Annotated in this window: 25 protein-coding genes and 2 pseudogenes; 13 read left to right on the top strand and 14 right to left on the bottom strand. The window is 68.3% G+C overall.

The features are described 5' to 3' along the window. Positions 1–19: 19 nt before the first annotated feature. From LTV02_RS18760 to LTV02_RS39655, 9 genes are all read right to left on the bottom strand, one after another. Complete coding sequence (locus LTV02_RS18760; protein ID WP_233041198.1) at positions 20–781, bottom strand: SDR family NAD(P)-dependent oxidoreductase; 762 nt, start codon at positions 779–781, stop codon at positions 20–22. A gap of 118 nt (positions 782–899) precedes the next feature. Continuing rightward, positions 900–1,547 carry an HAD family hydrolase gene (locus tag LTV02_RS18755; protein ID WP_233041197.1) on the bottom strand — a complete coding sequence of 216 codons (648 nt, stop codon included), beginning with the start codon at positions 1,545–1,547 and terminating at the stop codon, positions 900–902. Between the two features lie 35 nt (positions 1,548–1,582). After that, positions 1,583–2,083 (bottom strand): hypothetical protein, encoded by a 501-nt coding sequence (locus tag LTV02_RS18750; protein WP_233041196.1) that lies wholly within the window; start codon positions 2,081–2,083, stop codon positions 1,583–1,585. 271 nt (positions 2,084–2,354) lie between these two features. After that, positions 2,355–3,035: a sirohydrochlorin chelatase gene (locus LTV02_RS18745; RefSeq protein WP_233041623.1), complete on the bottom strand. Its 681-nt coding sequence runs from the start codon at positions 3,033–3,035 to the stop codon at positions 2,355–2,357. Positions 3,036–3,252: 217 nt separating this feature from the next. Next, on the bottom strand, positions 3,253–4,554 hold the full coding sequence (locus LTV02_RS18740) for a sulfate adenylyltransferase subunit 1 (protein ID WP_233041195.1): 1,302 nt from the start codon (positions 4,552–4,554) through the stop codon (positions 3,253–3,255). Next, positions 4,554–5,480 (bottom strand): sulfate adenylyltransferase subunit CysD, encoded by a 927-nt coding sequence (gene cysD / locus LTV02_RS18735; protein WP_067721454.1) that lies wholly within the window; start codon positions 5,478–5,480, stop codon positions 4,554–4,556. The genes LTV02_RS18740 and cysD overlap by 1 nt, the downstream gene beginning before the upstream one ends. Beyond that, positions 5,459–6,169: a phosphoadenylyl-sulfate reductase gene (locus LTV02_RS18730; protein ID WP_233041193.1), complete on the bottom strand. Its 711-nt coding sequence runs from the start codon at positions 6,167–6,169 to the stop codon at positions 5,459–5,461. Before LTV02_RS18730 ends, cysD begins: the two co-directional genes overlap by 22 nt. Before the next feature lie 15 nt (positions 6,170–6,184). Beyond that, the gene (locus LTV02_RS18725; RefSeq protein ID WP_233041192.1) at positions 6,185–7,975 is read right to left on the bottom strand and encodes a nitrite/sulfite reductase; all 1,791 of its coding nucleotides are present in this window, start codon (positions 7,973–7,975) and stop codon (positions 6,185–6,187) included. Between the two features lie 121 nt (positions 7,976–8,096). Next, positions 8,097–8,189, bottom strand: a complete 93-nt coding sequence (locus LTV02_RS39655; RefSeq protein WP_369690467.1) for an Ms4527A family Cys-rich leader peptide — start codon at positions 8,187–8,189, stop codon at positions 8,097–8,099. A 174-nt stretch (positions 8,190–8,363) separates the two neighbouring features. Here LTV02_RS39655 and LTV02_RS18720 point away from each other — a divergent pair, with 174 nt between their 5' ends. Further along, positions 8,364–8,771, top strand: coding sequence for an SgcJ/EcaC family oxidoreductase (locus tag LTV02_RS18720; RefSeq protein WP_067721456.1), 408 nt, complete (start codon positions 8,364–8,366; stop codon positions 8,769–8,771). Here the strand turns inward: LTV02_RS18720 and LTV02_RS18715 are convergent. The 4 genes and pseudogenes from LTV02_RS18715 to LTV02_RS39650 all read right to left on the bottom strand — a co-directional run. Further along, the gene (locus LTV02_RS18715; RefSeq protein WP_233041191.1) at positions 8,768–9,385 is read right to left on the bottom strand and encodes an Imm49 family immunity protein; all 618 of its coding nucleotides are present in this window, start codon (positions 9,383–9,385) and stop codon (positions 8,768–8,770) included. The genes LTV02_RS18720 and LTV02_RS18715 overlap by 4 nt on opposite strands. Before the next feature lie 356 nt (positions 9,386–9,741). Then, positions 9,742–10,284 (bottom strand): hypothetical protein, encoded by a 543-nt coding sequence (locus LTV02_RS18710; RefSeq protein ID WP_233041190.1) that lies wholly within the window; start codon positions 10,282–10,284, stop codon positions 9,742–9,744. A 44-nt stretch (positions 10,285–10,328) separates the two neighbouring features. Continuing rightward, positions 10,329–10,625, bottom strand: coding sequence for an immunity 49 family protein (locus LTV02_RS18705; protein ID WP_233041189.1), 297 nt, complete (start codon positions 10,623–10,625; stop codon positions 10,329–10,331). A gap of 1,018 nt (positions 10,626–11,643) precedes the next feature. Next, a pseudogene (locus LTV02_RS39650) lies at positions 11,644–12,216 on the bottom strand (immunity 49 family protein); the annotation flags it as partial. Positions 12,217–12,568: 352 nt separating this feature from the next. On the opposite strand from LTV02_RS39650, the gene hemW reads away from it, so the two are divergent. From hemW to era, 11 genes and pseudogenes are all read left to right on the top strand, one after another. Beyond that, on the top strand, positions 12,569–13,777 hold the full coding sequence (gene hemW, locus LTV02_RS18700) for a radical SAM family heme chaperone HemW (protein ID WP_233041188.1): 1,209 nt from the start codon (positions 12,569–12,571) through the stop codon (positions 13,775–13,777). A gap of 96 nt (positions 13,778–13,873) precedes the next feature. Further along, on the top strand, positions 13,874–15,019 hold the full coding sequence (locus LTV02_RS18695; RefSeq protein ID WP_233041187.1) for an epoxide hydrolase family protein: 1,146 nt from the start codon (positions 13,874–13,876) through the stop codon (positions 15,017–15,019). Positions 15,020–15,046: 27 nt separating this feature from the next. After that, positions 15,047–15,604: a thioredoxin family protein gene (locus tag LTV02_RS18690; protein ID WP_233041186.1), complete on the top strand. Its 558-nt coding sequence runs from the start codon at positions 15,047–15,049 to the stop codon at positions 15,602–15,604. A gap of 98 nt (positions 15,605–15,702) precedes the next feature. Beyond that, positions 15,703–16,743, top strand: a complete 1,041-nt coding sequence (gene hrcA, locus LTV02_RS18685; RefSeq protein ID WP_067721461.1) for a heat-inducible transcriptional repressor HrcA — start codon at positions 15,703–15,705, stop codon at positions 16,741–16,743. Between the two features lie 35 nt (positions 16,744–16,778). After that, a complete protein-coding gene (dnaJ, locus tag LTV02_RS18680; RefSeq protein WP_233041185.1) occupies positions 16,779–17,933 on the top strand; it encodes a molecular chaperone DnaJ in 1,155 nt (384 codons plus the stop codon). Between the two features lie 4 nt (positions 17,934–17,937). Continuing rightward, the gene (locus LTV02_RS18675) at positions 17,938–18,678 is read left to right on the top strand and encodes a 16S rRNA (uracil(1498)-N(3))-methyltransferase (RefSeq protein WP_233041184.1); all 741 of its coding nucleotides are present in this window, start codon (positions 17,938–17,940) and stop codon (positions 18,676–18,678) included. A 307-nt stretch (positions 18,679–18,985) separates the two neighbouring features. Continuing rightward, a complete protein-coding gene (locus LTV02_RS18670; RefSeq protein ID WP_067721487.1) occupies positions 18,986–20,053 on the top strand; it encodes a PhoH family protein in 1,068 nt (355 codons plus the stop codon). Positions 20,054–20,117: 64 nt separating this feature from the next. Beyond that, a complete protein-coding gene (ybeY, locus tag LTV02_RS18665) occupies positions 20,118–20,672 on the top strand; it encodes an rRNA maturation RNase YbeY (RefSeq protein WP_067721464.1) in 555 nt (184 codons plus the stop codon). After that, the gene (locus LTV02_RS18660; RefSeq protein WP_233041183.1) at positions 20,669–21,997 is read left to right on the top strand and encodes a hemolysin family protein; all 1,329 of its coding nucleotides are present in this window, start codon (positions 20,669–20,671) and stop codon (positions 21,995–21,997) included. Before ybeY ends, LTV02_RS18660 begins: the two co-directional genes overlap by 4 nt. Further along, positions 21,990–22,319, top strand: a pseudogene (locus LTV02_RS18655) (cytidine deaminase); the annotation flags it as partial. The gene LTV02_RS18660 and the pseudogene LTV02_RS18655, both read left to right, overlap by 8 nt. Positions 22,320–22,429: 110 nt before the next feature. Continuing rightward, on the top strand, positions 22,430–23,359 hold the full coding sequence (era, locus tag LTV02_RS18650; RefSeq protein ID WP_233041182.1) for a GTPase Era: 930 nt from the start codon (positions 22,430–22,432) through the stop codon (positions 23,357–23,359). A gap of 45 nt (positions 23,360–23,404) precedes the next feature. Here era and LTV02_RS18645 read toward each other — a convergent pair whose 3' ends face one another. Beyond that, a complete protein-coding gene (locus LTV02_RS18645) occupies positions 23,405–24,814 on the bottom strand; it encodes an amidase (RefSeq protein WP_233041181.1) in 1,410 nt (469 codons plus the stop codon). Between the two features lie 219 nt (positions 24,815–25,033). Here LTV02_RS18645 and recO point away from each other — a divergent pair, with 219 nt between their 5' ends. Then, entirely contained in the window at positions 25,034–25,813 is a 780-nt protein-coding gene (gene recO / locus LTV02_RS18640; protein WP_233041180.1) for a DNA repair protein RecO, read from the top strand. The last annotated feature ends 47 nt before the right edge of the window (positions 25,814–25,860 follow it).

Below are 25,860 nucleotides of genomic sequence, written 5' to 3'. Positions count from 1 at the left end.
CCCTCCGGCCGTGGGGGATTCAGCGGGCGGTGAAGCCGCCGTCGATCGCCAGGGCCGCGCCGGTGATGAAACTCGCTTCCGGGCTGAGCAGGTAGGCGCAGAAGGAGGCGATCTCCTCGGGCTGGGAGATGCGGCCCAGGGGATGCAGGGCGGCGATGGCGGCCTCGCCTTCGGGGGTGGCGCCCATGGAATTACGGAACGCCGGGGTGTCGACCGCGCCGGAGACGATCGCGTTGACCCGAATGCCGCGGTCCGCGGCCTCCAGCGCCACGGCCCGGGTCAGCCCGACCACGCCGTGCTTGGCGGCCACGTACGGCGCGACCTGCCCCATGCCGACCACGCCCAGGTTGGAGGCATTGTTGAGAATGGCCCCGCCGCCGGACGCCGCCAGCGCCGGAACCTGATGCCGCAGACCGTAGTACACGGCGGTGAGGTTGAGTTCGAGGTCGGCGCGCCACCCGGATTCGTCGATGGTCTCCACATTGCCGAACGCGTTCACCGCACCGGCATTGTTGAAAGCGGCGTCCAGGCGGCCGAATTCCTCGACGGCGGCCGCGGTCAGCCGTGCCACATCGGCTTCGACGGTGACATCGGCGGGCACGAACAGCGCCTTGCCGCCCGCCTCGCGGATCTCCTCCGCGACCCGGTCACCCGCTTCCTTGCTGCGTGCGCCGAGCACCACCGCACCGCCCTCGGCGGCAATGCGCCGCGCCACGGCGACGCCGACTCCCGAGGTGGCGCCGGTGATCAGGACAACCTTGGACTCGAAGCGATTTCCCATGACTGCGTTTCCCCTTGCGGTAGATCCGATTTCGTTGACATGTCATATTCAACGCGGACACAAGGGGTGTCGCTGGCGGTAATCAGCCTTCACATTTGACGTATCAAGTACCTCGGAGTCAGGCGGGTGCGAGCAGCTCCGGCAGCTCGTCGAGGCTGTCGATCACGGTGGCCCGGGCGGCATCCGGGAGCTCGGAGCTCAGATAACCCCAGGGCCCACGCCGGATCAGCACCGGCCGCATCCCCGCCGCCAGCACCGGCAGCACGTCATTGTCGACCCGGTCCCCGACGTAGCAGATCTCTGCCGCCGCCACCCCGGCCACCTCCGCCACCCGCACGAAGAACTTCGGATCCGGTTTCTCGAGGTCCCATTCCGCCGAGGTGTAGATGGCATCCACCGGCAGCTCCATCCGCTCCAGCGCCGACTTCGCCTGCGGCGGTTGATTGCCCGCGATGATCACCCGCAGCCCCCGCCGCCGCAGCTCACCCAGCGCGGACCGCACATCCGGATACAGATCGTCGGCATCGAAGTTATTGCGCAGGCTGTCCGGTTCGGCGGCCGCCCAGGCCGCGTCCTCCGCTGCCAGATCGATTCCGGGCCGCAGCAATTCGAACGCCTCGGTCAACGGCCGCCCGGTCGCCGCCATCCCGCCGATCGCGCCGAGCAGGGCGAACCCGGGCACCCCGATCCGCTCCGCCCACCGATTCCAGATCCGCGTCTCGTCGATCAGCGTCTCGCCCACATCGAACACCACAGCCTTGATCATCGGCCCAGCGTATAGACCCGCCGTGCGATCACCGCTCAGTGCTGGGCGTTGACGAACCCGATCGCGGTCGCGCCCCACCAGCACACCTGCGAGACGACCCCGGTCGCGACGCCCCAGGTCAGCAGCTTCGGCGTGAGCGGGACATCACCGCGCCGATCGAGTCGCCGCCCCAACGCCCAGGCCTGAATGCCGTTGAGCGTCAACACCAGCACCAGCCCCATCTTGGTCTGCGTCATCGGGGAGGCGAGGTTCGGCTCCAGCACGCATCCGCTGGCGACGAGTCCGGCCAGCCCCAGCCAGATCGGCACATGCAGAGCGCTGATGATCCGCAGGGTATCGCCCAGGCTCGCCCGGCCGGTCAGCCAGCGCAATGCGAACGAGTCCGCGACGAGTACGCCGCCGAAGCCGAGCACGAGTGAGGCGAGGTGGACGAACAGTCCCGTGGTGTGCACGGCCGGGGTGATGGCGGCATGCGCCGCGACCCAAATCGCTCCCGCCAGTGTGCCGGTGGCGAGCACCCCGTACGCGATCAGCATCCGCCACGAATCGTGCGGAACGCGCGTCAGCCACGTATTCGGGCGAACGGTGCCGGGGTGGAGCATGTCTGGCCTTCCATCAGGTAAGGGAAGCCTAAACTATCGATGGAAGCCGGCGGATGGCAAGTCGGCCACGAACCGGTCACCGTCTACCGGTGCCGGGGTCATGAGTGGCACCTGAGCGTGCGGCCCGTCGGCGCGTCGCCACACTGATGTGCCACTGATAATGAAGAGCGGGTTTCCCGGGATGCTGCTTCAGATCGCCGGGTGGTCAGGCCGAGAGGCGCAGCGGGGCGATCGCGGCCGCGAGGTAGCGATCGAGCACTACCTCGGACAGATGGGGATGCGCGCCCAGCGTGGGTGCGTGGATGACGTCGGGTGCGGCGGCGATCAGGCGATCGGTCAGCAGGCCGGGGGCGAGGAACCAGGGGGCGACGATGACCTGTTCCGCGCCACGGGCTCGGAGTGCCGAAATCGCTTCGGGGAGGTTCGGATTCGTGGTGGCGAAGCAGGTCTCGGCATCCCAGCCGGTGAGGTCCGTGAGGGCGCGCGCCACCTCCGCCGTACGGATGTTCGCCGCGGCCGACGAAGAACCCACCGCCGCCACCGCGATGCCTATGCGCCGCGCAGCTTTGCGAACGGGATCGCCGAGCATTTCCAGGACGCGATCGCGCAGCGCTGTGATCAGACGCGGATCGGCCCCGAGTACGTCGGCCTGGGTCAGGCGCAGGCGCGGATGGCGGGCGCGGATCTCGTCCAGCATGCCGGGCAGGTCCACGCGGGCGTGGAATGCGCTGCCCAGCAGGAGCGGAACCACCACCGCATGGGAATGGCCGTCGGCGGCAACCGAATCCACGACCTGATCGACCGATGGCGCGTTCAGGTCCAGGAACGCCAGGCGGACGTCGAGATCCGGGCGAGCAGCGGCGATCTGCTCGACGACGGCGTACATGGTTGCGGCCGAGCGCGGATCGCGGCTGCCGTGAGCTACCGCGATCAGGGCGGGGGAGCGGGGACCGGTCTCGGCGAGCGGTCCCGCCGCGAACAGCGACCCGGCGTCCGCGCGGAATCCGGCCGTGCGGAGGTCAGCGCTAGCCGAAGTGGTTGCGGCGGTGCGTATTCCGCCCGGCAGGACGGCCGGAACTGCGCCGTTGCCGGGCGGATTCACCTCAGACTCCGACTTCCGCGCCGACCTCGACCGCGGTCAGCGCATCGCCGACCAGCCCGGCGGCCAGGGTGTTGCCACCGGCCGGGTCGATCAGCAGGAAGGAACCGGTGTGGCGGTTGACGCTGTAGTCGTCGGCCACGATCGGGTCGGCGACCCGGATCGAGATGCGGCCGATGTCGTTGAGGGACAGCGACTCCGGGCTCGGATCGGCGGCCAGGTTCTGCTCGTCGAAGCGCTCCACCAGCGCACCCACGATGGCCTGGGTGGTGCGGGTGCCGTGCTTGAGCAGCAGGCGGGCGCCGGCGCGCAGCGGCTTGTCACCCAGCCAGCAGACGGTGGCGTCGAAGGTGTCGATGGGCTCGGGAGCCCCCGCCGCGGAAGCGATCACGTCGCCGCGGGAGACGTCGACATTGTCGGCCAGGATGAGGGTGACCGAGCGGCCGGGCTGCGCCGAAGCCAGCTCGCCGCCCGGGGTGTCGATGCGCTCGATGGTGGTGCGGGTGCCGGACGGCAGCACCACGACCTCGTCGCCCTTGTTCACCACACCGGCCGCGACCTGACCCGCGTAGCCGCGGTAGTCGGGGTATTCGGCGGTGCGCGGGCGGATCACGTACTGCACGGGGAAGCGGAGGCCGATTTCGTGGCGGCCGTGCGAATCCGCGTCCGCCGGAACGGATTCCAGGTGCTCGATGAGCGACGGCCCGTCGTAGTACGGGGTGTTCTCCGAGCGCGAGGCCACATTGTCGCCGTTGAGCGCGGAGACCGGGATCTCCTGCACGTCTTCGGGCGCCCAGCCGAGTTTGGCGGTGAGCTCGGCGAATTCGGTGCGGATCCGGTCGAACACACCGGCCGCGTCATCGACCAGGTCGATCTTGTTGACGGCCAGCACCAGCTTCGGCACGCCCAGCAGCGCCATGACGGCGGCGTGGCGGCGGGTCTGCTCGATGACGCCCTTACGGGCATCGACCAGCAGGATCACCAGCTGCGCGGTGGACGCGCCGGACACCGTGTTCCGGGTGTACTGCACATGTCCCGGGGTGTCGGCGAGCACGAAAGAGCGCTTGGGCGTGGCGAAGTAGCGGTACGCCACATCGATGGTGATGCCCTGCTCACGCTCGGCCCGCAGCCCGTCCACCAGCAGCGACAGGTCCGGGGTGGACAGGCCCTTGTCGACCGAGGCGCGGGTGACGGCGTCGATCTGGTCGGCCAGCACGGATTTCGTGTCGTACAGCAGCCGGCCCACCAGGGTGGACTTCCCGTCGTCGACCGATCCGGCGGTGGCTAGTCGGAGTAGGTCGGACATCAGAAGTAACCCTCTCGCTTGCGGTCTTCCATGGCGGCTTCGGAGACGCGGTCGTCGCCGCGGGTCGCGCCACGTTCGGTGAGCCGGGACGCGGCGACCTCGGCCAGGATGGCCTCGTTGTCGGCGGCGTCGGAAATGATTGCGCCGGTGGTGGATCCGTCGCCGACGGTGCGGTAGCGCACCGACTTGATCAGCAGCTCTTCGTCATCCGAAGGCCCGCCCCACACGCCGGGGGTCATCCACATGCCGTCGCGCTGGTACACAGGGCGCTCGTGCGCGTAGTAGATGGAGGCCAGCTCCACGTCCTCGCGGGCGATGTAGCGCCAGATGTCCAGCTCGGTCCAGTTGGAGATGGGGAACACGCGCACGTGCTCGCCCGGCGCGTGCTTGCCGTTGTACAGGTTCCACAGCTCGGGCCGCTGCCGCTTGGGATCCCAGCGACCGAACGCGTCACGCAGCGAGAAGATGCGCTCCTTGGCCCGCGACCGCTCCTCGTCGCGCCGTCCGCCGCCGAAGACCGCGTCGAAACGGTTCTCGTTGATGGCGTCCAGCAGCGGCACGGTCTGCAGCGGATTGCGGATCCCGTCCGGGCGCTCCTGCAAGCGCCCGTCCGCGATGTAGTCCTCGACGTTCGCGACATGCAGACGCAGGCCGTACTTCTCGACCACCTTGTCGCGGAACGCCAGCACCTCGGGCAGGTTGTGCCCGGTGTCGACGTGCAGCAGCGCGAACGGCAGCGGCGCGGGCCAGAACGCCTTGATCGCCAGGTGCAGCAGCACCGTGGAGTCCTTGCCGCCGGAGAAGAGGATCACGGGCCGCTCGAACTCGCCCGCCACCTCCCGGAAGATGTGGATGGACTCGGACTCCAGCGCGGCCAGGGTGTCGAATTCGGTCTCTGTTGAAGTCATGAGGCGTGCAACCCGCATTCGGTCTTGGCGAGCCCGGCCCAGCGGCCGGATCGCGGATCGGATCCCGGTTCCGGCTTCCGCGTGCACGGAGCGCAACCGATGGACGGATATCCCTCTTCCACAAGAGGATTGACGAGGATGCCGTTGGCCTCGATGTAGGAGGCCATCTCCTCGTCCGACCAGGCGGCGATCGGATTGATCTTCACCAGGCCGAAGCCTTCGTCGTAGGAGATGAGGGGAGCGTTGGCGCGGGTGGGGGCCTCCACCCGGCGGATGCCGGTGACCCAGGCGTTGTACGGGGTGAGCGACTTCTTCAATGGCACCACTTTGCGCAGGTTGCAGCACTGGGCGGCATCGCGGGCGAAGAGGTCCTTGCCGAGCAGCTGATCCTGTTCGGCCACAGTGTGTTCCGGCGTCACGTTCACGATGTTCACGCCGTACACCAGCTCCACCGCGTCACGGGTGCCGATGGTCTCGGCGAAGTGGTAGCCGGTGTCCAGGAACAGCACGTCGACGCCCGGGCGCACCTGGGAGGCCAACTGCACCAGCACGGCGTCTTGCATGTTCGACGCGACGATGTAGTTGGACCCGAAGGTCTCCTCGGTCCACTTCAGCAGATCCTGCGCGGAGGCGTCGGGCCCGAGTTCGGCCGCGCCCTTTTCCGCGATGGCCCGCAGTTCCGCTTCGGCGAGTTTGGTTGTGGTCATTGCTGTTTCCTCCAACTACCGCAGGTCGGCCTCATCGGCGCGAACCGCCCACTGTGCGAAACGCTCTCCGCCGTCCCGGTTCTTGACGAAGTTGCGCACCACGCGCTCGATGTAGTCGCCGAGCTCTTCGCTGGTCACCTTGTGCTGGCGCAGCTTGCGGCCGAAACCGCTGTCGAGCCCGAGACTGCCGCCGAGGTGAACCTGGAAGCCCTCCACTTGATTCCCGTCGCCGTCGTCGACGAGCTGGCCCTTGAAGCCGATGTCGGCGATCTGGGACCGGCCGCAGGAGTTGGGGCAGCCGTTGATGTTCACCGTGATCGGCACATCCAGGTCGGCGTTGATGTCGGCGAGGCGGGTCTCGAGTTCGGGCGCGAGCACCTGGGACCGCTTGCGGGTCTCGGTGAACGACAGCTTGCAGAACTCGATACCGCTGCAGGCGAGGAGGTTCCGCCGCCAGTGCGACGGGCGGCCGTGCAGGCCGAGCGGCTTCAGCTCTTCGATCAGCCACTCCACCTTGTCGTCCGGCACGTCGAGCACGATCAGCTTCTGGTACGGGGTGAACCGCACCCGATCCGAGCCGATGGACTCCACGATGTCGGCGACCTTGGTCAGGATGGTGCCCGATACGCGACCGGCGATGGGGGAGAAGCCGATGGCGTTCAAGCCGTTCCGCAGCTTCTGCACGCCGATGTGGTCGATGGGGCGCTCCGGCTTCTCGGGCGCGGGGCCGTCGATCAGCTTCCGCTTCAGGTACTCGGTCTCGAGCACCTCGCGGAACTTCTCGATGCCCCAGTCCTTGACCAGGAACTTGATGCGCGCCTTGGTGCGCAGACGGCGGTAACCGTAATCGCGGTAGAGCGAGACGATCGCTTCCCACACGTCCGGCACCTCGTCGAGGGGCACCCACGCGCCGAGGCGCTGCGCCAGCATCGGGTTGGTGGACAGGCCGCCGCCGACCCAGACGTCGAGGCCCGGACCGTGTTCCGGATGCTCGACGCCGATGAACGCGACGTCGTTGATCTCGTGCACCACGTCCTGCTGCCCGGAGATGGCGGTCTTGAACTTGCGCGGCAGGTTGGAGTATTCCTTCTTGCCGATGTAGCGCTTGACGATCTCCTCGATCGCGGGCGTCGGGTCCAGCACCTCGCCGAACGATTCACCGGCCAGCGGCGAGCCGAGCACCACGCGCGGGCAGTCGCCGCAGGCTTCGGTGGTCTGCAGGCCGACCGCTTCGAGCCGCCGCCAGATCTCCGGCACGTTCTCGATCTCGATCCAGTGGTACTGGACGTTCTCGCGATCGGACAGATCCGCGGTGTCGCGGGCGAACTCGGTGGAGAGCTGGCCGAGGGTGCGCAGCTGGTTCACGTTCAGCGCGCCGGCGTCGCAGCGCACCCGCATCATGAAGTACTTGGCCTCGAGAATGTCGATGTTCTCGTCGCCGGTCCAGGTGCCGTCGTAGCCCTGTTCGCGCTGGGTGTACAGGCCCCACCAGCGCATGCGCCCGCGCAGATCGCTCTTGTCGATGGAGTCGAATCCGGCCTTCGAGTAGATGTTCTCGATGCGCGCCCGCACATTGAGCGGGTTGTCGTCCTTCTTGCTCTGCTCGTTGGCGTTCAACGGCTCGCGGTAGCCGAGCGCCCACTGGCCCTCGGACTTGCGGCGCACCGGCTTCCCGGTGCGCTCACGCGGCGCGACGGGCGCGTCCGAACGCGGACGGTCCGCGCGCACCCGGCGTTCCGAGGCGGGTCGGACGGGCCGGGCGGGCTGAGCGGAATCGGAACTGGTGGCGTCGGTACTCGACGTCATGGGGGTCGCTCCTGAAGGTCTTGCGGGCAGGCGGGAGGGGCTGGCTCACGCCTCCGAGATCAGAACCGGCTCGTGCGGCGACGCGGTGCGTCCGCCGTATCCGGAGAGAATGGGAGCCGATCTACCGGAGGCGTCCCGGCAGACAGCTCGCGCTGCAGACACGCTTGAAGTCGACGTGGCGCCGCGCCACGAGTCGTACTCCAAGTCCAGTCATGGAGCTTATTGTGCCACGTCAGAAGGGTCGTTCCGACCGCCCGACAAGATTTTCCGGACTTTTCCGGGAAATCCCCTGGATAGCAAGCCCGGTTTGTGACAGGAGTCATAGATCGGAACGTGATGGCCCCTGGACGCTTGACCTATACCCCGGTTCAGGTTCCAAGATTTGATCATGACAACCACAACAGCCGCTCAGAGCGCGGAAATCGAAGCCATCCACGCCATCGTGGCGGCGGTCGACGCCGCACAGCGCGCCGAGGACGCCGATGCCTTCCTGGCGCTGTTCCATCCCGAAGCCATCTGGACCACCGGCGGCGGCAAATTCCTCAACGGACTCCCCGAAATCTCCGCGTTCACGCGGCAGGTCATGCCCGGCGCGACCAAGGACGGCTACGCCACCTACACGCCGTACTTCGTGCGGTTCATTCGTGACGACGTGGCCGTGGCGAAGGTGCGGCAGCAGTACTTCAACCACGACGGCGAACTCCAGTCCGAGGGTTCTCCGCTCTACGGCCTGACCAAGGAAGACGGCCGCTGGCTGCTCACCTTCTGCCAGAACACCCCGGTCGTCGACCACTAGGCCCGCTGGTACCAGCGAGTCCATTCGGCGGGGATCAGCGTGGCGGGCAGATATCCTGACGCCACGGCGAGCGCGCGGTAGCGGTCACTGGCCTGGCAGGCGACGGCCAGCAGCGGCCAGGCGATGAAACCGCGCGGATCCTCGCGGCGTTCGGGTGTGGACCAGTAGGCGCGGTGCTGTTCCAGGGCCTCGGCCATAGCGCTGTCGAGGACATGCTGTTCACCGTAGAACGAGCCGTAGGTGAACAGCACGGCGTGCAGTACGCGCAGCGCCGGGGCGACGATCAGCCGGGCATGGTCGTCGCCCGCCTCCGCGACCGCGAGCGCGACCTCGACCTCCGGTTGGGCCCGGAAACCCTCGGCCCACACGGATTTCCACGCCTCGGCCCACCGGATTCCGGGATCGTCACCGGCCGCGCCCAGCGGGAATCCGGTGTGGGCGCGGGTGCCCAGCAGCAAGTCGGTGAGCCGGCGATCGCGAGTGATCACGGCGGGCCACAGGGCATCGAAGAATTCACCGACCGGCGGCGTGAGCGAATGCCTGTGCGCCGGAGCCTGATTCGCCTCCAGTCTCGCCGCCGCGGCTGCCGCCGCCGTCCGGATCGCGTCCCGCACCGCCGTCGTTCGTCCGTGAGCATCGCTGAGAGTGGCGAACCCTGCTTGCGCGTAAGCCTTTTCGACGGTATCCGTCCGGGCGGGGTGGCTCGGGAACGGGGTAGTGCCCGGCCGCTGCGGGTCGGCAGCCGTGGAATGGTCTGGGACTGTTGTGCGACTGGATGTCTCGAGATTCGCTGCCTGGCCCGAGCGCGCTGTACCTGCCGGATCTCGGCGGTCGGTCGTTGCGAAATCGTTCGTGAGCGCTGTTCGGCCGGGAGCTTCCACCTTGCCCACGTGCCGTGTGACGAAGCGAGTGTTCCGGCGACTCGATCGCTGGGACAGCCGGTCGTGCCATATCGTCCAGGTATCGTCGGTCAGTTCGCAGCGCCACTTCCGCGGCCACTGCTCACCGGCGGCCCTGGTATCCGCGTAGAGCCGGGACAATCCGGCGGCCAGCTCGCGCACCGCGTCCGGTGACGGCGTGAACGGTTGTGACTCACCGTCTTTCGGCCGGAAGCAGCGATGCCAGCGTCTACCCAGGCGTTCTGCAGCAGCTCCAACCACTCGAACTGGAACTCGTCGAATACTCCGGTGTCTCGGGCGATCAACCCCCACCAGAAGGCGCTCGCCCACCCCGGAACCTGGTCAGCCGCATCGCCTCCCGACACCGGCGTCCCGGTCAGATATCCCGCCGCCAACCGTCCCGCGTGATGGCCCGCCACCACCCAGGTCCCGGTTTCCATCCCGTGCGGATCGTCCAGCACCAAGCGCTCCGCCAGCCTCTCGCGCTCCGGCGTATCCACGAAATGCGGTACATCCGAGCGCATCTCGGGTACGGCACTCGCCGTTCGCGCGACCAGCAGGCCGTGGTTCTCCGGCCGCACGATACCGGTCGGATGGCGCTCGACCCGTTCCATTCGGTTCCCCTGTCTCACTTCGATCCTCGATCACTCGCCGCCGGTCAGATCGCGAAACGCACTACCTGCCAGCGACCGTCGGGGCCGAGGCGGATCGGGAAGAGCCGATCGCCGTCCGCGTCGTGCGAGACGCGCGGGCGTTGCACGATGTCCTTGCGGGACAGCTCGGTCCAATCGGCGGGAATCAGCGCGGCGGGAAGATATCCGGAGGCGGCGGCGGGAACCCGGTACCGGTCGGTGGCGTAGCAGACCGCCGCGAGAATCGGCCAGGCGATGAACCCCCGCGGATCCTCGGGGGCATGCGCGGACCAGTACGCCCGATGCTTCCGCAATGCCGCCACCACCGCATTGTCGAGGTGGGGCTCGTCCTGATAACGTCGGTTCGACCAGCCGAAGCTCCCCGTCGACCAGAGCGCTGATCGGGTGATCGCCGACCGGAACGAGGCAGGCCTGGAGACGAGCCGTGGCGGCATTGGCGATGGAGTCGATCTCGTCGCGCAGCTCATCGGTGCGGCCGTGCGCGTCCTCGAAGGTCGCGAATCCGGCTCGAGCGAAAGCAGATTCGATCAGCTCACGCAGTTCCGCAGGCGCGACAGGCAAGTGACTCGTACCATCGCCCCCAGCCCCAGCCCCAGCCCCAGCCCCAGCCCCAGCCCCAGCCCCAGCCCCAGCCCCAGCCCCAGCCCCAGCCCCAGCCCCAGCCCCAGCCCCAGCCCCAGCCCCAAACCCAACTGCCGCCTCAACCCCTGCTACTGGCCCAGCCGCTGTCACTGCCGCCGCGCCAGCCGCGGTCACTGCCACTGGCCTTGCGCTTGCCGTCGGCTTTGCCCCTGTGTCTGCTCGTGGCGCGCCGGTTGGCGCGTGGTCGGGCTTGCGGGCGGAATGTCGCGGCACGAACCGGGTGCCGAGCGTCCCTATCGGCGTCCCGGATGGCAGCCCGCGCAGCAGTTCCATATTGCTGTCGGCGTCGAGCACCAAAGTCCAAGTTTGCGGCCACATCTCGCCGCCGGCCTCCGCGTCCGAGCGGAGCCGGGAAAGGCTGGTGACCAGCTCCCGCATCGCATCCGGTTCGGGCGCGAACGGCCAGCGCTCGCCATCCTCGGCCAGATATTGGGGTGCGAGCGACAACTGCTCCCCGCTCCGCGTCGCACTCAACCACGCCATGGTCCGATCCGCCGGCGCGGCCGCCGCCAGCACCGCGCCGATACGCTGATACAACCCGGGCGCGACCGCCTCGGAGTCCGTTCTGCTCCGCTCCGCCGCCACCTCCGCCGACCGCGCCCAATCCGGCCGCCGCAGCAAACCGGAAGGCAGATAATCGGATTCGACCTCGATCTCGAACCCGAGATCGTGCGCCCAGCACGCCAGCCCCAGCAACGGCAGCGAGAACACCCCCTCCGGATCCCCACGCCAGGTGTCGTCATCGAAGAACTCCCGATGCCGCGCCAACGCGACCGCCAGCTCCACGCCGAACCCGGCCCGATCCCCCTCCGCGAACCGCACGAACACCTCGATGCTCGGCCGAATCAGCAGATCCACCGCCCGCTGCGCCCCCACCCGGCTCTCGGTCCGTATCCCCGCCGCCCGCGCACCAGCCGCCTCCGGCCCGTGCAACCAAGCCGCCTGCAACACCTCCACCCACTCGTACTGAAACCCGTCGAACAAACCCCCGTCATCGAACCCCCGCAACCGCTCCACCGGATATTCCGCCAGCATCCGCGCACCAGCCGCATCCCGCGAGACCAACGCCCACCAGAACGCCGCCCGCCACCCCACCACCCGATCGTTCTTGTCGAACCCCGTACTGATCAACCCGGCCCGATACCGCCCGCACACGTCTTTCGCCGTATCGGCGGCCGACCGCCAGGTGGACGCGCTCCCGCCCCGTGGATCCGCCCCCGCCAGCCACTGTGCCAGCACCGATCCCGTCATCGACCGCACGAAATTCGGCCCCTCCGGCCGCACCGGCGGCATGGGAATCGGATACAGGATCGGCGCCACCGACCCCGCGTCCACCACCCGCACGGAATCGATCCGATGCCGCTCGACCCGTACCGCCTCGCGCTCGCGCAAAGCCCCGCCCTCCGTGAAACGAACCGCCGCGCCTATTGATTCGGATCCGCGGCGGATACGTGATCGTCCCCCGCGTCCTCGGTTCCGGCGCTCACGGCCCACCCCGGCCCCCGCTGCACCCTAGCGGCGGGCACCGACACCCGCGACCCGGCGAGACCAGCCGGGATGTGCCGGTTGCGGTGTGATGTGCGCGACCGTTCAAACTGGTGGGATGACTGCGACCCCACCGCCCGCCACCGTGGCCGACGCCGAGGCGCTGGTGCTGCGCGATTTCGGCGGTGGTCCGTTCGGGATCTACATCCATGTGCCGTTCTGCGCGACGCGGTGCGGGTACTGCGATTTCAACACCTACACGGCGGGGGAATTGGGGACCTCCGCTTCGCCGCAGTCGTGGTTCGAGGCGCTGCGCGGGGAATTGGCCACGGCCGCTGAGCGATTCGCGGGGCTGCCGAGTGCTACGCCGGAGGTCGAGACGATCTTCGTGGGTGGGGGGACGCCGTCGTTGCTGGGTGGGGACGGGCTGGCGAATGTGCTGGGGGCGGTGCGGGAGAACTTCACGCTGGCGGCCGGGGCTGAAGTGACCACGGAATCCAATCCCGAGTCGACTTCGCCGGAGTTCTTCGAGACCTTGCTGGCGGGTGGGTTCACGCGGATTTCGCTGGGGATGCAGTCGGCGGCGGCGCATGTGCTGAAAATTCTGGATCGGACGCATACGCCGGGGCGGGCGGTGGCGGCGGCGAAGGAGGCTCGGGCGGCGGGGTTCGAGCACGTCAATCTGGATTTGATCTATGGGACGCCGGGGGAGACGGATGCGGATCTGGATGCCTCGCTCGATGCGGTGCTGTCGGCGGGGGTCGATCATGTGTCGGCGTATTCGCTGATCGTGGAGGACGGGACCGCGCTGGCGCGGCGGGTGCGGCGGGGGGAACTGCCGGCGCCGGACGACGATGTGCTGGCCGCGCGGTACGAGCGGATCGATCAGCGGCTCGAAGCGGCGGGGCTGGGGTGGTACGAGGTGTCCAACTGGGCCGCGAACGATGCCGCTCGGTGCCGGCACAATCTCGGTTACTGGGATGGCGGCGACTGGCTCGGGGCCGGGCCGGGAGCGCACAGTCATGTGGGCGGGGTGCGGTGGTGGAACATGAAACATCCTGCGCGCTATGCGGATCGGGTGGCGCTCGGGGGTTTGCCGGTCGCGGGATGGGAGACGCTGACCGAGTCGGAGCGGTACATGGAGCGCGTGATGCTCACCGCCCGCCTGCGTACGGGGCTGCCGCTCACCGACCTCGCGCCGGATGCGAAACCGGCCGTCGACGCCGTGATCGCCGACGGACTGGCCGAGAACCGGCACGGAAACCTGGTGCTCACCGATCGCGGGCGGCTGCTGGCCGACGCCGTGGTCAGGGACTTACTGGGGTGAATGGAGTTTTGCTCCCCTAACCGGGGCCGTTCGCCAGTTTTCCGACCGGATGCGGACGATAGTGGAGACAAACTCCACCTCCCAGAGGAAGTCGTCATGTTCGACGATGACATCGTCCCGTTCCGGGTCGAGATCCCGGCCGCCCAGCTCGAGCAGCTGCAACGCCGGTTGCGTGAAACCCGCTGGCCCACACAGCTTCCCGATGTCGGATGGACGCGCGGCGCGCCCGTCGACGATATCCGGGAGCTGGCGTTGTACTGGGCCAACCGGTTCGATTGGCGGGGCTGGGAGAAACGGCTCAACGCCTACCCGCAATACACGACCGTCATCGATCGAGCGCGAATTCACTTCCTGCACATCAGATCTCGCCGCACAGGCGCGACCCCGATGCTCATGCTGCACGGCTGGCCGGGATCGGTGCTGGAATTCCTGGAGGTGATCGAACCGCTGAGCGATCCGGAAGACGGCAGCCAGGCCTTCGATCTGATCATCCCCTCGCATCCGAACTTCGGATTCTCCGGTCCCGCACCGGATACCGGCTGGGACAGCATGCGCACCGCCCGCGCCTACGCCGAACTCATGCGGCGGCTGGGGTATCCGGCCTACCTGGTGCAGGGCGGCGACTACGGCGCGTTCATCGGCCCGGATCTGGGGCGCATCGACCCGGAACATGTGCTGGGCGTGCACGTCAACGCCGCCACCGGCGGGTTCATCCCCTACGGCCCGGTACCCGACGAGGTGGCCGCGACGCTCACCCCGCTGGAACAGCGCCGCCTGGCCAGCCTCGGCGAATTCCTCTCCGACGGCAGCGGATACTTCCGCATCCAGGGCACCCGCCCGCACACCCTCGGCTTCGGTCTCGCGGATTCCCCTGCGGCGCAACTGGCTTGGGTCGTCGAGAAGTTCCACGCCTGGACCGGTACGACGGGCACGCTCGCGGACCGCATCGACCGCGATCACATGCTCGCCGACGTCTCGGTGTACTGGTTCACCAACACCGGCTCCTCCGCCGCGCAGATGTATTACGAGACCCTGCATTCCCGCCACACCCCGACCCACTCGAAAACCCCCACCGCCGTGGCCAATTTCGAGGGCGACCCGGCCATCCGCCGTTTCGCCGAACAGCTCAACACCATCGTCCGCTGGACCGACTACGACTCCGGCGGTCATTTCGCCGCCATGCAGACCCCGGACCTGCTGGTGGCCGACATTCGCGCATTCTGCGCCGAACTGATGGCCTGACAGGCGCTCTCGCGGACAATCGGAGCCATGGCGCTCGCATCGTTCATGGCCCCGATCGGTTCCCCCGCCCCCGACTTCGAACTAGAAGCGGTGGACGGCACCAAGGTCAGCCTCGCTAATTTCGCCGCGGCTCCGGCCCTGCTGGTGGTGTTCCTGTCCAACCATTGCCCCTACGTCCGGCGCATCGAGCACGGGCTCGGGGAGGTGACGGCCGAACTGCGCGAACGCGGCCTGGTCACGGTGGGCATCGCGAGCAACGACACCGTCAACTATCCGGACGACGACGCCGAGCATCTGCGCGAACAGGTGCTGCGGGCCGGATTCACCTTCCCGTACCTGATCGACGAGGACCAGGAGGTGGCTCGCGCGTACCGGGCCGCCTGCACCCCGGACCTGTTCCTCTTCGACGCCGAGCGCCGGCTGGCCTATCGCGGCGAATTCGACAAGGCCCGCCCCGGCAACAGCCTTCCGGCCGACGGTTCGGTACTGCGCGCGGCCGTGGAACTGGTGCTGGCCGGCGAGCCGGTGCCCGAACCGCACACCCCGAGCATCGGCTGCGGTATCAAGTGGAAAGCGGGCCACTAGACTGGATCTCGGATGTCCGGGAATCCGCGTGGTCACGCCTGTGCCGGTAGCCGGTGGCGGCCGCGGCGGATCCCGAAGGCGAACGAGGAGGTGGGCCCATGTCGAGCACGGAACAGCGACGGCTCGAGGTCCTGCGGGCGATCGTCGCGGACTATATCTCGACGAAAGAGCCGATCGGGTCGAAAACCCTGGTGGAACGGCACAATCTGGGAGTTTCCAGCGCCACCGTCCGCAATGACATGGCGGTGCTGGAAGCCGAGGGGTACATCACCCAGCCGCACACCTCGTCCGGGCGGATCCCGACCGACAAGGGTTACCGGCAGTTCGTGGATCACATCTCCGAGGTGAAGCCGCTGTCGAACGCGGAACGCCGGGCGATCATGGAGTTCCTGGAGAGCGGCGTCGACCTCGACGATGTGCTGCGGCGCGGGGTGCGATTGCTGGCGCAGCTGACCCGGCAGGTCGCCATGGTGCAGTACCCGACCGTGTCGGCGTCCACCGTGCGGCATATCGAAGTGGTGGCGTTGAATCCGGCGCGGCTGCTGCTGGTCGTCATCACCGATACCGGGCGGGTCGATCAGCGCCTGGTCGATCTGGGCAATCTGATCAGCGAAGAGGATCTGGCCGCGCTGCGCGGGATGCTGGGCAAGGCGATGGACGGCAAACGGCTGGCATTGGCGTCGGCGTCGGTGGCCGAGCTACCCGAGCACGCGCCGCCGCGGCTGCGCGAGGTATTGATCCGGGTGTCCACGGTGTTGGTGGAGACCCTGGTCGAGCATCCGGAAGAGCGCCTGGTGCTGGGCGGCACCGCGAACCTGACCCGCAATGCCGGTGATTTCGCCGGGAATGGTTTCCCGGGTTCACTGCGTTCGGTACTCGAGGCACTCGAAGAACAGGTGATCGTGCTGAAGCTGCTGGCCGCCGCCCAGCAACCCGGTACCGTGACGGTGCAGATCGGTGAGGAAACCAAGCTCGAGCAGATGCGCGGAACGGCCGTGGTGACTACGGGCTACGGGGTGACCGGTACGGTGCTCGGAGGCATGGGGGTATTGGGGCCGACCCGGATGGACTACCCGGGAACCATCGCCTCGGTGGCGGCAGTGGCCCGATACATCGGTGAAGTGCTCGCCGAACGGTGAGCCGCGGAGAGACGAAACAGGACTAGAGAGCGCAAGTGGCACGGGACTATTACGCACTGCTCGGCGTCGCACGTAACGCGACCGACCAGGAGATCAAGCGCGCCTATCGCAAGCTGGCACGTGAACTGCATCCCGACGTCAACCCCGATCCGTCGGCGCAGGAGAAGTTCCGGGAGGTGTCGAGCGCCTACGAGGTGCTGTCCGACCCGGAGAAGCGCCGCATCGTGGACCTCGGCGGCGACCCGCTCGAATCGGGCGGCGGCATGGGCGGCGGATTCTCCGGCGCCGGTTTCGGCGGCCTCGGTGACGTGTTCGAGGCGTTCTTCGGCGGCATGAACCAGGGCGGCGGTTCGCGCAAGCCGCGTGGCCGCGTGCAGGCCGGCGCGGATTCGCTGCTGCGCACCCGGTTGTCGTTGCAGGAGTGCGCCGTCGGCGTCACCAAGCATCTGACCGTCGACACCGCCATCCTCTGCGATCTGTGCCAGGGCGCGGGCACCAACGGCAATTCCAAGCCGGTGCGCTGCGAAACCTGTGGCGGCGCAGGCGAAGTGCAGACGGTGCAGCGTTCCTTCCTCGGCCAGGTGATGACCTCGCGGCCGTGCCCCACCTGCCGCGGCGCGGGCGAGACCATCCCCGATCCCTGCCGCAAGTGCGGTGGTGACGGCCGGGTGCGCGCCCGTCGTGAGATCGCCGCGCCGATTCCGGCAGGTGTGGCCAACGGCATGCGGGTGCGCCTCGCGGCGCAGGGCGAGGTCGGCCCCGGCGGCGGTCCCGCCGGTGACCTGTACATCGAGATCGTCGAACAGCCGCACGACACCTACGTGCGCGACGGCGACGACCTGCACTGCACCATCCGGGTGCCGATGGTCGACGCCGCCCTCGGCACCACCGTCGTGGTCGACACCATCCTCGACGGCCCCGTCGAGCTGACCATCCCGCCCGGCACCCAGCCCGGCGAGGCATCGGTGCTGCGCGGCCACGGCATGCCCAAGCTGCGCGCCACCTCCCGCGGCGACCTGATCGCGCACCTCGACATCGTGGTGCCGACCAAGCTCGACTCCAAGCAATCGGATCTGCTGGAGAAGTACAAGGCGATGCGCGGCAACGAACGCACCGAGGTGCTCTCGGCTCAGTCCGAGCACAACTCCGGCCTGTTCGCCCGCCTGCGCGCTTCCTTCAGCGGGCGCTGATCCCTTGGCCGCCACCGTCTTCTACCTCGACGAGATCCCCGAACCGGGAGCCACGGCCGTCCTCGACGGCCCGGAGGGCCGCCATGCCGCGACCGTCCGCCGCATCCGGGTCGGGGAGCCCATCACCCTCTCCGATGGGCACGGCCTGCTCGCCGACTCCGAAGTGGTCGCGGCCCAGAAGGACCGCCTGGACCTGAAGGTCCTCAACCACCGCACCGCCGACCCGGTCACCCCCCAGGTGACCGTGGTCCAGGCCCTCCCCAAGTCCGACCGCTCCGAACTGGCGGTCGAACTCATGACCGAGGCAGGCGCGGACGCCATTGTCCCCTGGCAGGCCCTGCGCTGCGTCTCCAACTGGGAAGCCAAGGCCCGCAAGGGCGTCGAGAAATGGCGCGCCGCGGCCAAACAGGCCGCCCGCCAATCCCGCCGCCCCTACATCCCCGACGTCGGCGACCTCCACTCCACCCGCGACCTGCTGGACCTGGTCCGCACCGCCAAGGCCAACGGCGCCATCGTCGCCGCCCTCCACGAATCCGGCGCGACCCGCCTCACCGAACTCGACTTCACCGCCGTCCCCGAAGTAGTCCTGATCGTCGGCCCCGAAGGCGGCCTGGACGACTCCGAGCTGAAGGCCCTTGCCGACGCGGGCGCCGACATCGTCCTCCTCGGCCCCACCGTCCTGCGCACCTCCACTGCCGCCGCCGTAGCCCTCGGCGCCCTGGGCGCCCTCACCCCGCGCTGGTAGTCCGATATAGGCCCGCGCTCGAGCGGGCCGCCCGGCACTGCGCGCACCCCTCCGGCTCGCCGCTCGCCGTCAGGTCCGCCCGGCGACATCCCCTGTTCCGACGTCGGCGAAGTGTGTGACGGAATGGCGGCGGGCCCGCGGCGGTTGTGTTCCATCGGCGCGTTTGCGCAGCTGGTAGCGGCATATTCACTGGGCGCTGTCGGTGTGCGGCGCTAAACTTTCATCAATAACGCACCGCTCGAGACCGGAAAGCAGGCTATAGCCACTTTTGAGAACACCAGGCGAAATCGGCGACCAGAACACTCCCATCGCCGGCATCGGGGCCGGCGCCGACGGGTCCGGACCGGCGGGGCGGACCGTTCGTTCCAGCATCGAATTGGCACCGGAGTCGGTGTTCGGATTCCTGGGTTCTGCTGACGAGAACCTGCGTGAACTCGAGCGTCTCCTCGATGCCGACATCCATGTGCGGGGCAACTCCGTCACGCTGACCGGCAAGCCCGCCGAAGTGGCGCTCGCGGAGCGGGTGGTGGCGCAGCTGGTCGCGCTCACCGCGCGCAATCGCGTGGTCACCCCCGAAGCCGTGCGGCACACCTACTCCATGCTCACCGAGGGGTCCTCGGACTCGCCGGCGGAAGTGCTGAGCCTGGACATCCTGTCCCGGCGCGGCAAGACCATCCGGCCCAAGACGCTGAACCAGAAGCGATACGTGGACGCCATCGACGCCCACACCATCGTCTTCGGCGTGGGTCCGGCCGGTACCGGCAAGACCTATCTCGCCATGGCCAAGGCCGTGCAGGCGTTGCAGACCAAGCAGGTCAATCGCATCATCCTGACCCGTCCCGCCGTGGAAGCGGGCGAACGGCTGGGCTTCCTGCCGGGCACCTTGAACGAGAAGATCGACCCGTATCTGCGGCCGCTCTACGACGCCCTGCACGACATGATGGACCCCGAAGCCATCCCGAAACTGATGGCCGCGGGTGTCATCGAGGTCGCGCCGCTGGCGTACATGCGCGGTCGCACGTTGAACGATTCGTTCATCATTCTCGACGAGGCGCAGAACACCACGGCCGAGCAGATGAAGATGTTCCTCACCCGCCTCGGCTTCGGTTCCAAGATCGTGGTGACCGGTGACGTCACCCAGGTCGACCTACCCAACAACTCGCGCAGCGGGCTGCGGGCGGCGACCGAGATCCTCACCGATATCGACGACATCCACATCGCCTACCTCACCAGCAGCGATGTGGTGCGGCACCGCCTGGTCGGCGAGATCGTCGACGCCTACGACCGCTTCGAGGCCGAATCCGCGCCCCAGGCGGTCCACTACCCGGGCAACCGCGCACAGCGGCGGGCCGCGGGCCGGGCCGCGCGGCACTGAGCGCCGGGACGGCCGTGCGCGGGTTGCGGACGGCCGTCCCGACAACGCCGTTTAGGCTTACCGGGTGAGTATCGAGATCGCCAACGAGTCGGGTATCGAGGTATCCGAAGAAGAACTGGTCAGCGTCGCGCGTTTCGCGATCGGTCAGATGGATGTGCATCCGGCGGCCGAGCTGTCCATGGTGCTGGTCGATCTCGACACCATGGCCGAACTGCACGAGCGCTGGATGGACCTGCCCGGTCCGACCGACGTCATGTCGTTCCCCATGGACGAGCTGGAGCCCGGCGGGCGGCCCGACGCCGCCGAACCCGGCCCCTCCATGCTCGGCGATATCGTGCTCTGCCCCGAGTTCGCCGCGCAGCAGGCCGAAAAGGCCGGGCATTCCATGGATCACGAACTGGCCCTGCTGACCGTGCACGGCGTCCTGCACCTGCTCGGCTACGACCATGCCGAGCCGGAGGAGGAGAAGGAGATGTTCGCCCTCCAGGCCTCGCTCCTGGAAGGCTGGTACGAGAGCCTGCGCGAAGCACAGCGCCGCGCCGAACTCGCCGAACGCGATCGGCGGCTGCTGGGCAAGACCGGATTCACCGACTCCGGTGATCCGTTGGATCCCGCGTGAATTCGTTCGTCCTGCTCCTGCTCGCCGTTTTCCTGGTGCCCGCGGGCGGGGTGTTCGCGGCGCTGGATTCCGCGCTCAACACCATCTCCCCGGCCCGGGTGGACGATCTGGTGCGCGCCGAGCGCACCGGCGCGAATCGATTGGCGCGCATCATCGCCGACCGGCCGCGCTATGTGAACCTCATGGTGCTGCTGCGCCTGGCCTGCGAGATCAGCGCCACCGTGCTGCTGGCCGCGGTGCTGCTGGACTGGCTCGGCGAAGCCCCCGCGCTGATCATCACGGCCGCGGTCATGGTGCTGGTCGACTACCTGGTCATCGGCGTCGGACCGCGCACCCTCGGCCGCCAGCACGCCTACTCCCTGGCCCTGGGCGCGTCGCTGCCGCTGCTGGCCATCGGACGGCTGCTCGGCCCGATCAGCAAGCTGCTCATCCTCATCGGTAATGCCATCACCCCCGGTAAAGGCTTCCGCAACGGCCCCTTCGCCTCCGAGATCGAACTGCGCGAAGTGGTCGACCTGGCCGGCGAACGCGGCGTGGTGGCCGATGAGGAACGCCGCATGATCCAGAGCGTTTTCGAACTCGGCGACACCGCCGCCCGCGCGGTCATGGTGCCGCGCACCGAGATGGTGTGGATCGAAGCCGACAAGACCGCCGCCCAGGCCATGTCCCTGGCCGTGCGCTCCGGCCATTCGCGCATTCCCGTGGTCGGGGAGAACGTGGACGACATTCTCGGCGTCGTCTACCTGAAAGACCTTGTCCCGTACGCGGATCGGGGCAAGAAGGTGAAGGTGCGCGATGTCATGCGCCCAGCCGTCTTCGTGCCCGACTCCAAACCCCTCGATGATCTGCTCGACGAGATGCAGCGCCGCCGCAATCACCTGGCGCTGCTGGTGGACGAATACGGCGGCATCGCCGGACTGGTCAGCATCGAGGACATTCTCGAGGAGATCGTGGGCGAGATCGCCGACGAATACGACACCCACGAGGTCGCCCCGGTGCAGGACATCGGGCACGGGAAATACCGTGTCTCGGCGCGACTTCCGGTCGAGGACCTGGGCGAGTTGTTCGGCATGGAGATCGACGACGAGGACGTCGACACCGTCGGCGGGCTGCTCGCGCACGCGCTGGGCCGTGTGCCGCTGCCCGGCTCGAAGGCGGTCATCCACGGCCTGCAATTGAAGGGGGAGGGCGGCGCGGACGCCCGCGGCCGGGTGCGCGTGCACACGGTCGTGGTGCGCAAGGCGCTGCCCGAGAAGACGAAAACCGAACCGGCGGAAGACATGCCGGGCAACGGTGCACACGAGGACGGAGAAGGCGATGACTGAACTGGATGCCGAGGACAACAAGCTGCTGGTGCTGGCGCGCGGCGCCATGGGGCGCACCGGCGGCAATGGCGGTGCGGCGGTGCGCGATACCGACGGGCGCACCTACGCGGCCGGTGAGGTGACGCTGGATTCGCTGCGGCTGACCGCATTGCAGGCGGCGGTCGCGGCCGCGATCTCCAGTGGCGCCGCGGGTTTCGAGGCCGCCGTGGTGGTCGCGGGCAAGTTCTCCGATCCGGGCGTGTTCGCCGTGCGCGAGGTGACGGCCGGCGCCAAGGTCATCTTCACCGATCGCACCGGCAAGGTCTTCGAGACCGTGGAGGAATACGGGGTCGAGAACCCGATCAGCGCGCAGCGACCCGAAAACGGCAATCTCGCCGGGGAGCGTCACGTTCCGGCCGGACTCGATCTCGATACCGAATCGGAGGTGTTCGAATGAGCAACGACGGCCTGGGCAACAAGGGCGACGGTGAATTCCGTTCCGGCTTCGTCTGTTTCGTCGGCCGGCCCAATACCGGCAAGTCGACGCTGACCAATGCCCTGGTGGGGCAGAAGATCGCGATCACGTCCTCGCGCCCGCAGACCACCCGGCACACCATCCGCGGCATCGTGCACCGTCCGCACACGCAGCTGATCCTGGTGGACACGCCCGGTCTGCATCGCCCGCGCACGCTGCTCGGGCAGCGGCTCAACGACCTGGTGCGCGACACCTATTCCGAGGTCGACGTGATCGCCATCTGCATTCCGGCGGACGAGAAGATCGGTCCCGGTGACCGCTGGATCGTCGAGCAGATCAAGACCATGGCGCCCAAGACCAAGCTCATCGGCGTGGTCACCAAGATCGACAAGGTGAGCCGGGACCAGGTGGCGCACCAGTTGATGGCCGTGTCCCAATTGCTCGGCCCCGAAGCCGAATTGGTGCCGGTGTCGGCGGTCAAGGGCGAGCAGGTCGAGACGCTCATCGACGTCATCGCCTCGCAGATGCCCGAAGGTCCCGCGTTCTACCCGGACGGCGAGCTGACCGACGAGCCCGAGGAAACGCTGATGGCCGAGCTCATTCGTGAGGCGGCCCTGGAAGGCGTGCGCGACGAGCTGCCGCACTCGCTCGCCGTGGTGATCGAGGAGGTGCTGCCGCGCGAGGAGAACGAGGACATGCTCGACGTCCACGCGCTGCTCTACGTCGAACGCCCCAGCCAGAAGGCCATCATCATCGGCAAGGGCGGCAATCGGCTCAAGGAAGTCGGCACCAACGCGCGCAAGCAGATCGAGCACATCCTCGGTGTGCGCATCTACCTGCACCTGCACGTGAAGGTGGCCAAGGACTGGCAGCGCGACCCCAAGCAGCTGGGCAAGCTCGGTTTCTGAGGCCGGGGAGTGGGCGCCGGGGTGCGGCGCCCACTCACCCGCCGATCAGTTCCACCAGGCGGCGGGCCGGTGGCGGTACCACTGCTGATCCGATTCCAATTGCGCGGCAAGGGAAACCAGCAGTTCTTCGGAATTGGCGGGGCCCATGAGCTGGGCGCCTACCGGAAGTCCCGTTTCAGTGAACCCGGCCGGAACGTTCACGGCGGGCCAGCCCAGCACATTCCACGGCCAGGTGTAAGGGCAAGCGGCGGTGATGAGTTCGTCCGTCGCCCAGGAGCCGATCCCGTCGATCTCGTGCACGCGCGGCGGCGGGGTGGCGGTGGTGGGCGCCAGCACCACGTCGAAATCCTTGAAGATCCCGCCGATCTGCTTGTGCAGCAACGGTTCCGCCCGGCGTGCGGCGAACAGCGCCGGGGCGAGGATACGGCCGACCAGCGCGTTGTGGTCGGTGCGCGGATCGACCTTCGCGCCCGGAAGCCGTTGCAGCGCTTCATTGATGCCGACCATCGAACGCGGCAGAAAGGTCGCGCCCGCGAGCACGCCGTAGTGCACGTCCGCGACGGTGACCTCGTGCCCGAGTCCGCGCAGCGTGTTCGCGGTGGCGCGGACGCGGGCCTCCACCTCGTGATCGAGCTTGGTTCTGGTGGCGGTGAACGGAATTCGCAGGGAGAGGGCGATGCGCAGGCGGCCCGGATCGCGCCCGACCGCGGCGGAGGCGTTCACCGTCGGCGGTGTGTGCAGGTCGCCGGGATGCGGTCCGGCGGCGACATCGAGCAGTAGGGCCGCATCGGCGACGGTGCGGGCGAGCGGCCCATTGACGGTCAGGCCGTAGAAGGCTTCCGGCAGCGGCCAGGTCGAGATCCGCCCGCGCTGCGGTTTGATCCCGACCAGGTTGTTCCACGCCGACGGGATACGCACCGACCCCGCACCGTCGGAACCCAGTGCGGCGGGCACCAATCCGGCCGCCACCGCGGCGGCCGATCCACCCGACGATCCACCCGGCGTGTGCTGCGCACCCCACGGATTCCGGGTGTGCCCGAAAGCATCCCCGCTGGTGAAAGGCAACTGCCCGAGCTCACAGGTATTGGTCTTGCCCACGATCACCGCACCGGCGACCCGCAACCGCCGCACCGACTCGGCGTCCTCGGTCTTCACCGGAAAATCCCCGCCACACCCGAAAGCCGTTGGCGTACCGGTCAAATCGGTGTCGTCCTTGATCGCCAGCGGCACACCCAGCAGCGGAGCCCGCTCACCCGCGGCGAGCTTCCGATCCGCCTCCGCCGCCTCGGCCAGCGCCTCGGCCCGCCGCACGATCCGGAAGGCATTGAGTCCCGCCTGACTGGCCTCGATCCGATCCAACGCCGCGGTGGTCGCCGCCACCGAACTGACCTTGCCCGCCGCCAAAGCCTCCGCCAGCCCGGCCAACCCGAGTTCGCTGATCGACGCCATCGTCATGTGAGTCCCGTCTCCCTGCCGTCGCAGCAAAACGTAGCGCGATTCTGGTCACACGTCCAACATGAGTCGGCCTCAACTTGGCCCCGATCCAGGCCGTTGTCACTGCGCCGGCAGGTCTGGCGGCCGACCCGTCATTCGCCGCGATACCGCCACCGCCGATCGGAGAACTCGCGGTCGGCAGGGCGTCACCCGGTCGGTGCGGCATGCAAGACTGTTGCGGTGCGGTTGTATCGGGATCATGCGGTGGTGGTTCGCCAGCACAAGCTGGGCGAGGCCGATCGCATCGTCACGTTGCTGACGCGGCAGCACGGACTGGTGCGAGCCGTGGCGAAGGGGGTGCGGCGGACGCGGTCCAAGTTCGGGGCACGGCTGGAGCCGTTCGCCTATGTGGATGTGCAGCTGCACCCCGGACGCAATCTCGACACCATCACCCAGGTATCGACGCTGGAAGCCTTCGCCGCCGATATCGTCGCCGACTACGGGCGCTATACGACCGCCTGCGCGGTGCTCGAGACCGCCGAACGGCTGGCGGGCGAGGAACGCGCGCCCGCGCCCCGGCTGCACACGCTCACCGCCGGTGCGTTGCGTGCGCTCGCGCTGGCGCACCGGCCGCCCGAACTCATCCTCGACGCATTCCTGTTGCGCGCCATGGGTTTCGCGGGCTGGGCCCCGGCCCTCGACGACTGCGCCCGCTGCGCCACCCCCGGCCCGCACCGCGCCTTCCACGTCTCGGCGGGCGGCGCGGTCTGCGTGCACTGCCGTCCGCCCGGCGCGGCCACCCCGATGCTCGGCGTCCTCGACCACATGAGCGCCTTGAACCGCGGCGACTGGTCCGGCGTCGACACCGTCCCCGACTCCCACCGCCGCCAGGCCAGCGGCCTCATCGCCGCCCACCTGCAATGGCACCTCGAACGCCAGCTCCGCACCCTCCCGCTCATCGAGCGCACCCGCCCGCACGAACTGGCCGAACGCGCCGAATCCGCCGCCGCCCTGGGTTGATCGTCCGGTCCGGACAATTGGGTAAAGGCTCTTCACCTGGGATTTCC

This window comes from Nocardia yamanashiensis, from assembly GCF_021183565.1.
Classification (GTDB): Bacteria; Actinomycetota; Actinomycetes; order Mycobacteriales; family Mycobacteriaceae; genus Nocardia; species Nocardia yamanashiensis.
Note: the sequence above shows the minus strand (reverse complement) of the source record. Positions and strands in the feature narration are given on the sequence as shown.

Excerpts from the sequence above, each read along its gene's own strand:
- LTV02_RS18730 (WP_233041193.1), bottom strand. The coding sequence starts at position 6,169 with ATGACCACAACCAAACTCGCCGAAGCGGAACTGCGGGCCATCGCGGAA.
- LTV02_RS39655 (WP_369690467.1), bottom strand. The coding sequence starts at position 8,189 with ATGACTGGACTTGGAGTACGACTCGTGGCGCGGCGCCACGTCGACTTC.
- hemW (WP_233041188.1), top strand. The coding sequence starts at position 12,569 with ATGACTGCGACCCCACCGCCCGCCACCGTGGCCGACGCCGAGGCGCTG.
- LTV02_RS18740 (WP_233041195.1), bottom strand. The coding sequence starts at position 4,554 with ATGTCCGACCTACTCCGACTAGCCACCGCCGGATCGGTCGACGACGGG.
- era (WP_233041182.1), top strand. The coding sequence starts at position 22,430 with ATGAGCAACGACGGCCTGGGCAACAAGGGCGACGGTGAATTCCGTTCC.
- LTV02_RS18745 (WP_233041623.1), bottom strand. The coding sequence starts at position 3,035 with ATGTACGCCGTCGTCGAGCAGATCGCCGCTGCTCGCCCGGATCTCGAC.
- LTV02_RS18690 (WP_233041186.1), top strand. The coding sequence starts at position 15,047 with ATGGCGCTCGCATCGTTCATGGCCCCGATCGGTTCCCCCGCCCCCGAC.
- LTV02_RS18710 (WP_233041190.1), bottom strand. The coding sequence starts at position 10,284 with ATGGAACGGGTCGAGCGCCATCCGACCGGTATCGTGCGGCCGGAGAAC.
- hrcA (WP_067721461.1), top strand. The coding sequence starts at position 15,703 with ATGTCGAGCACGGAACAGCGACGGCTCGAGGTCCTGCGGGCGATCGTC.
- LTV02_RS18645 (WP_233041181.1), bottom strand. The coding sequence starts at position 24,814 with ATGACGATGGCGTCGATCAGCGAACTCGGGTTGGCCGGGCTGGCGGAG.
- LTV02_RS18695 (WP_233041187.1), top strand. The coding sequence starts at position 13,874 with ATGTTCGACGATGACATCGTCCCGTTCCGGGTCGAGATCCCGGCCGCC.
- LTV02_RS18725 (WP_233041192.1), bottom strand. The coding sequence starts at position 7,975 with ATGACGTCGAGTACCGACGCCACCAGTTCCGATTCCGCTCAGCCCGCC.
- cysD (WP_067721454.1), bottom strand. The coding sequence starts at position 5,480 with ATGCGGGTTGCACGCCTCATGACTTCAACAGAGACCGAATTCGACACC.
- LTV02_RS18755 (WP_233041197.1), bottom strand. The coding sequence starts at position 1,547 with ATGATCAAGGCTGTGGTGTTCGATGTGGGCGAGACGCTGATCGACGAG.
- LTV02_RS18750 (WP_233041196.1), bottom strand. The coding sequence starts at position 2,083 with ATGCTGATCGCGTACGGGGTGCTCGCCACCGGCACACTGGCGGGAGCG.
- LTV02_RS18720 (WP_067721456.1), top strand. The coding sequence starts at position 8,364 with ATGACAACCACAACAGCCGCTCAGAGCGCGGAAATCGAAGCCATCCAC.
- LTV02_RS18760 (WP_233041198.1), bottom strand. The coding sequence starts at position 781 with ATGGGAAATCGCTTCGAGTCCAAGGTTGTCCTGATCACCGGCGCCACC.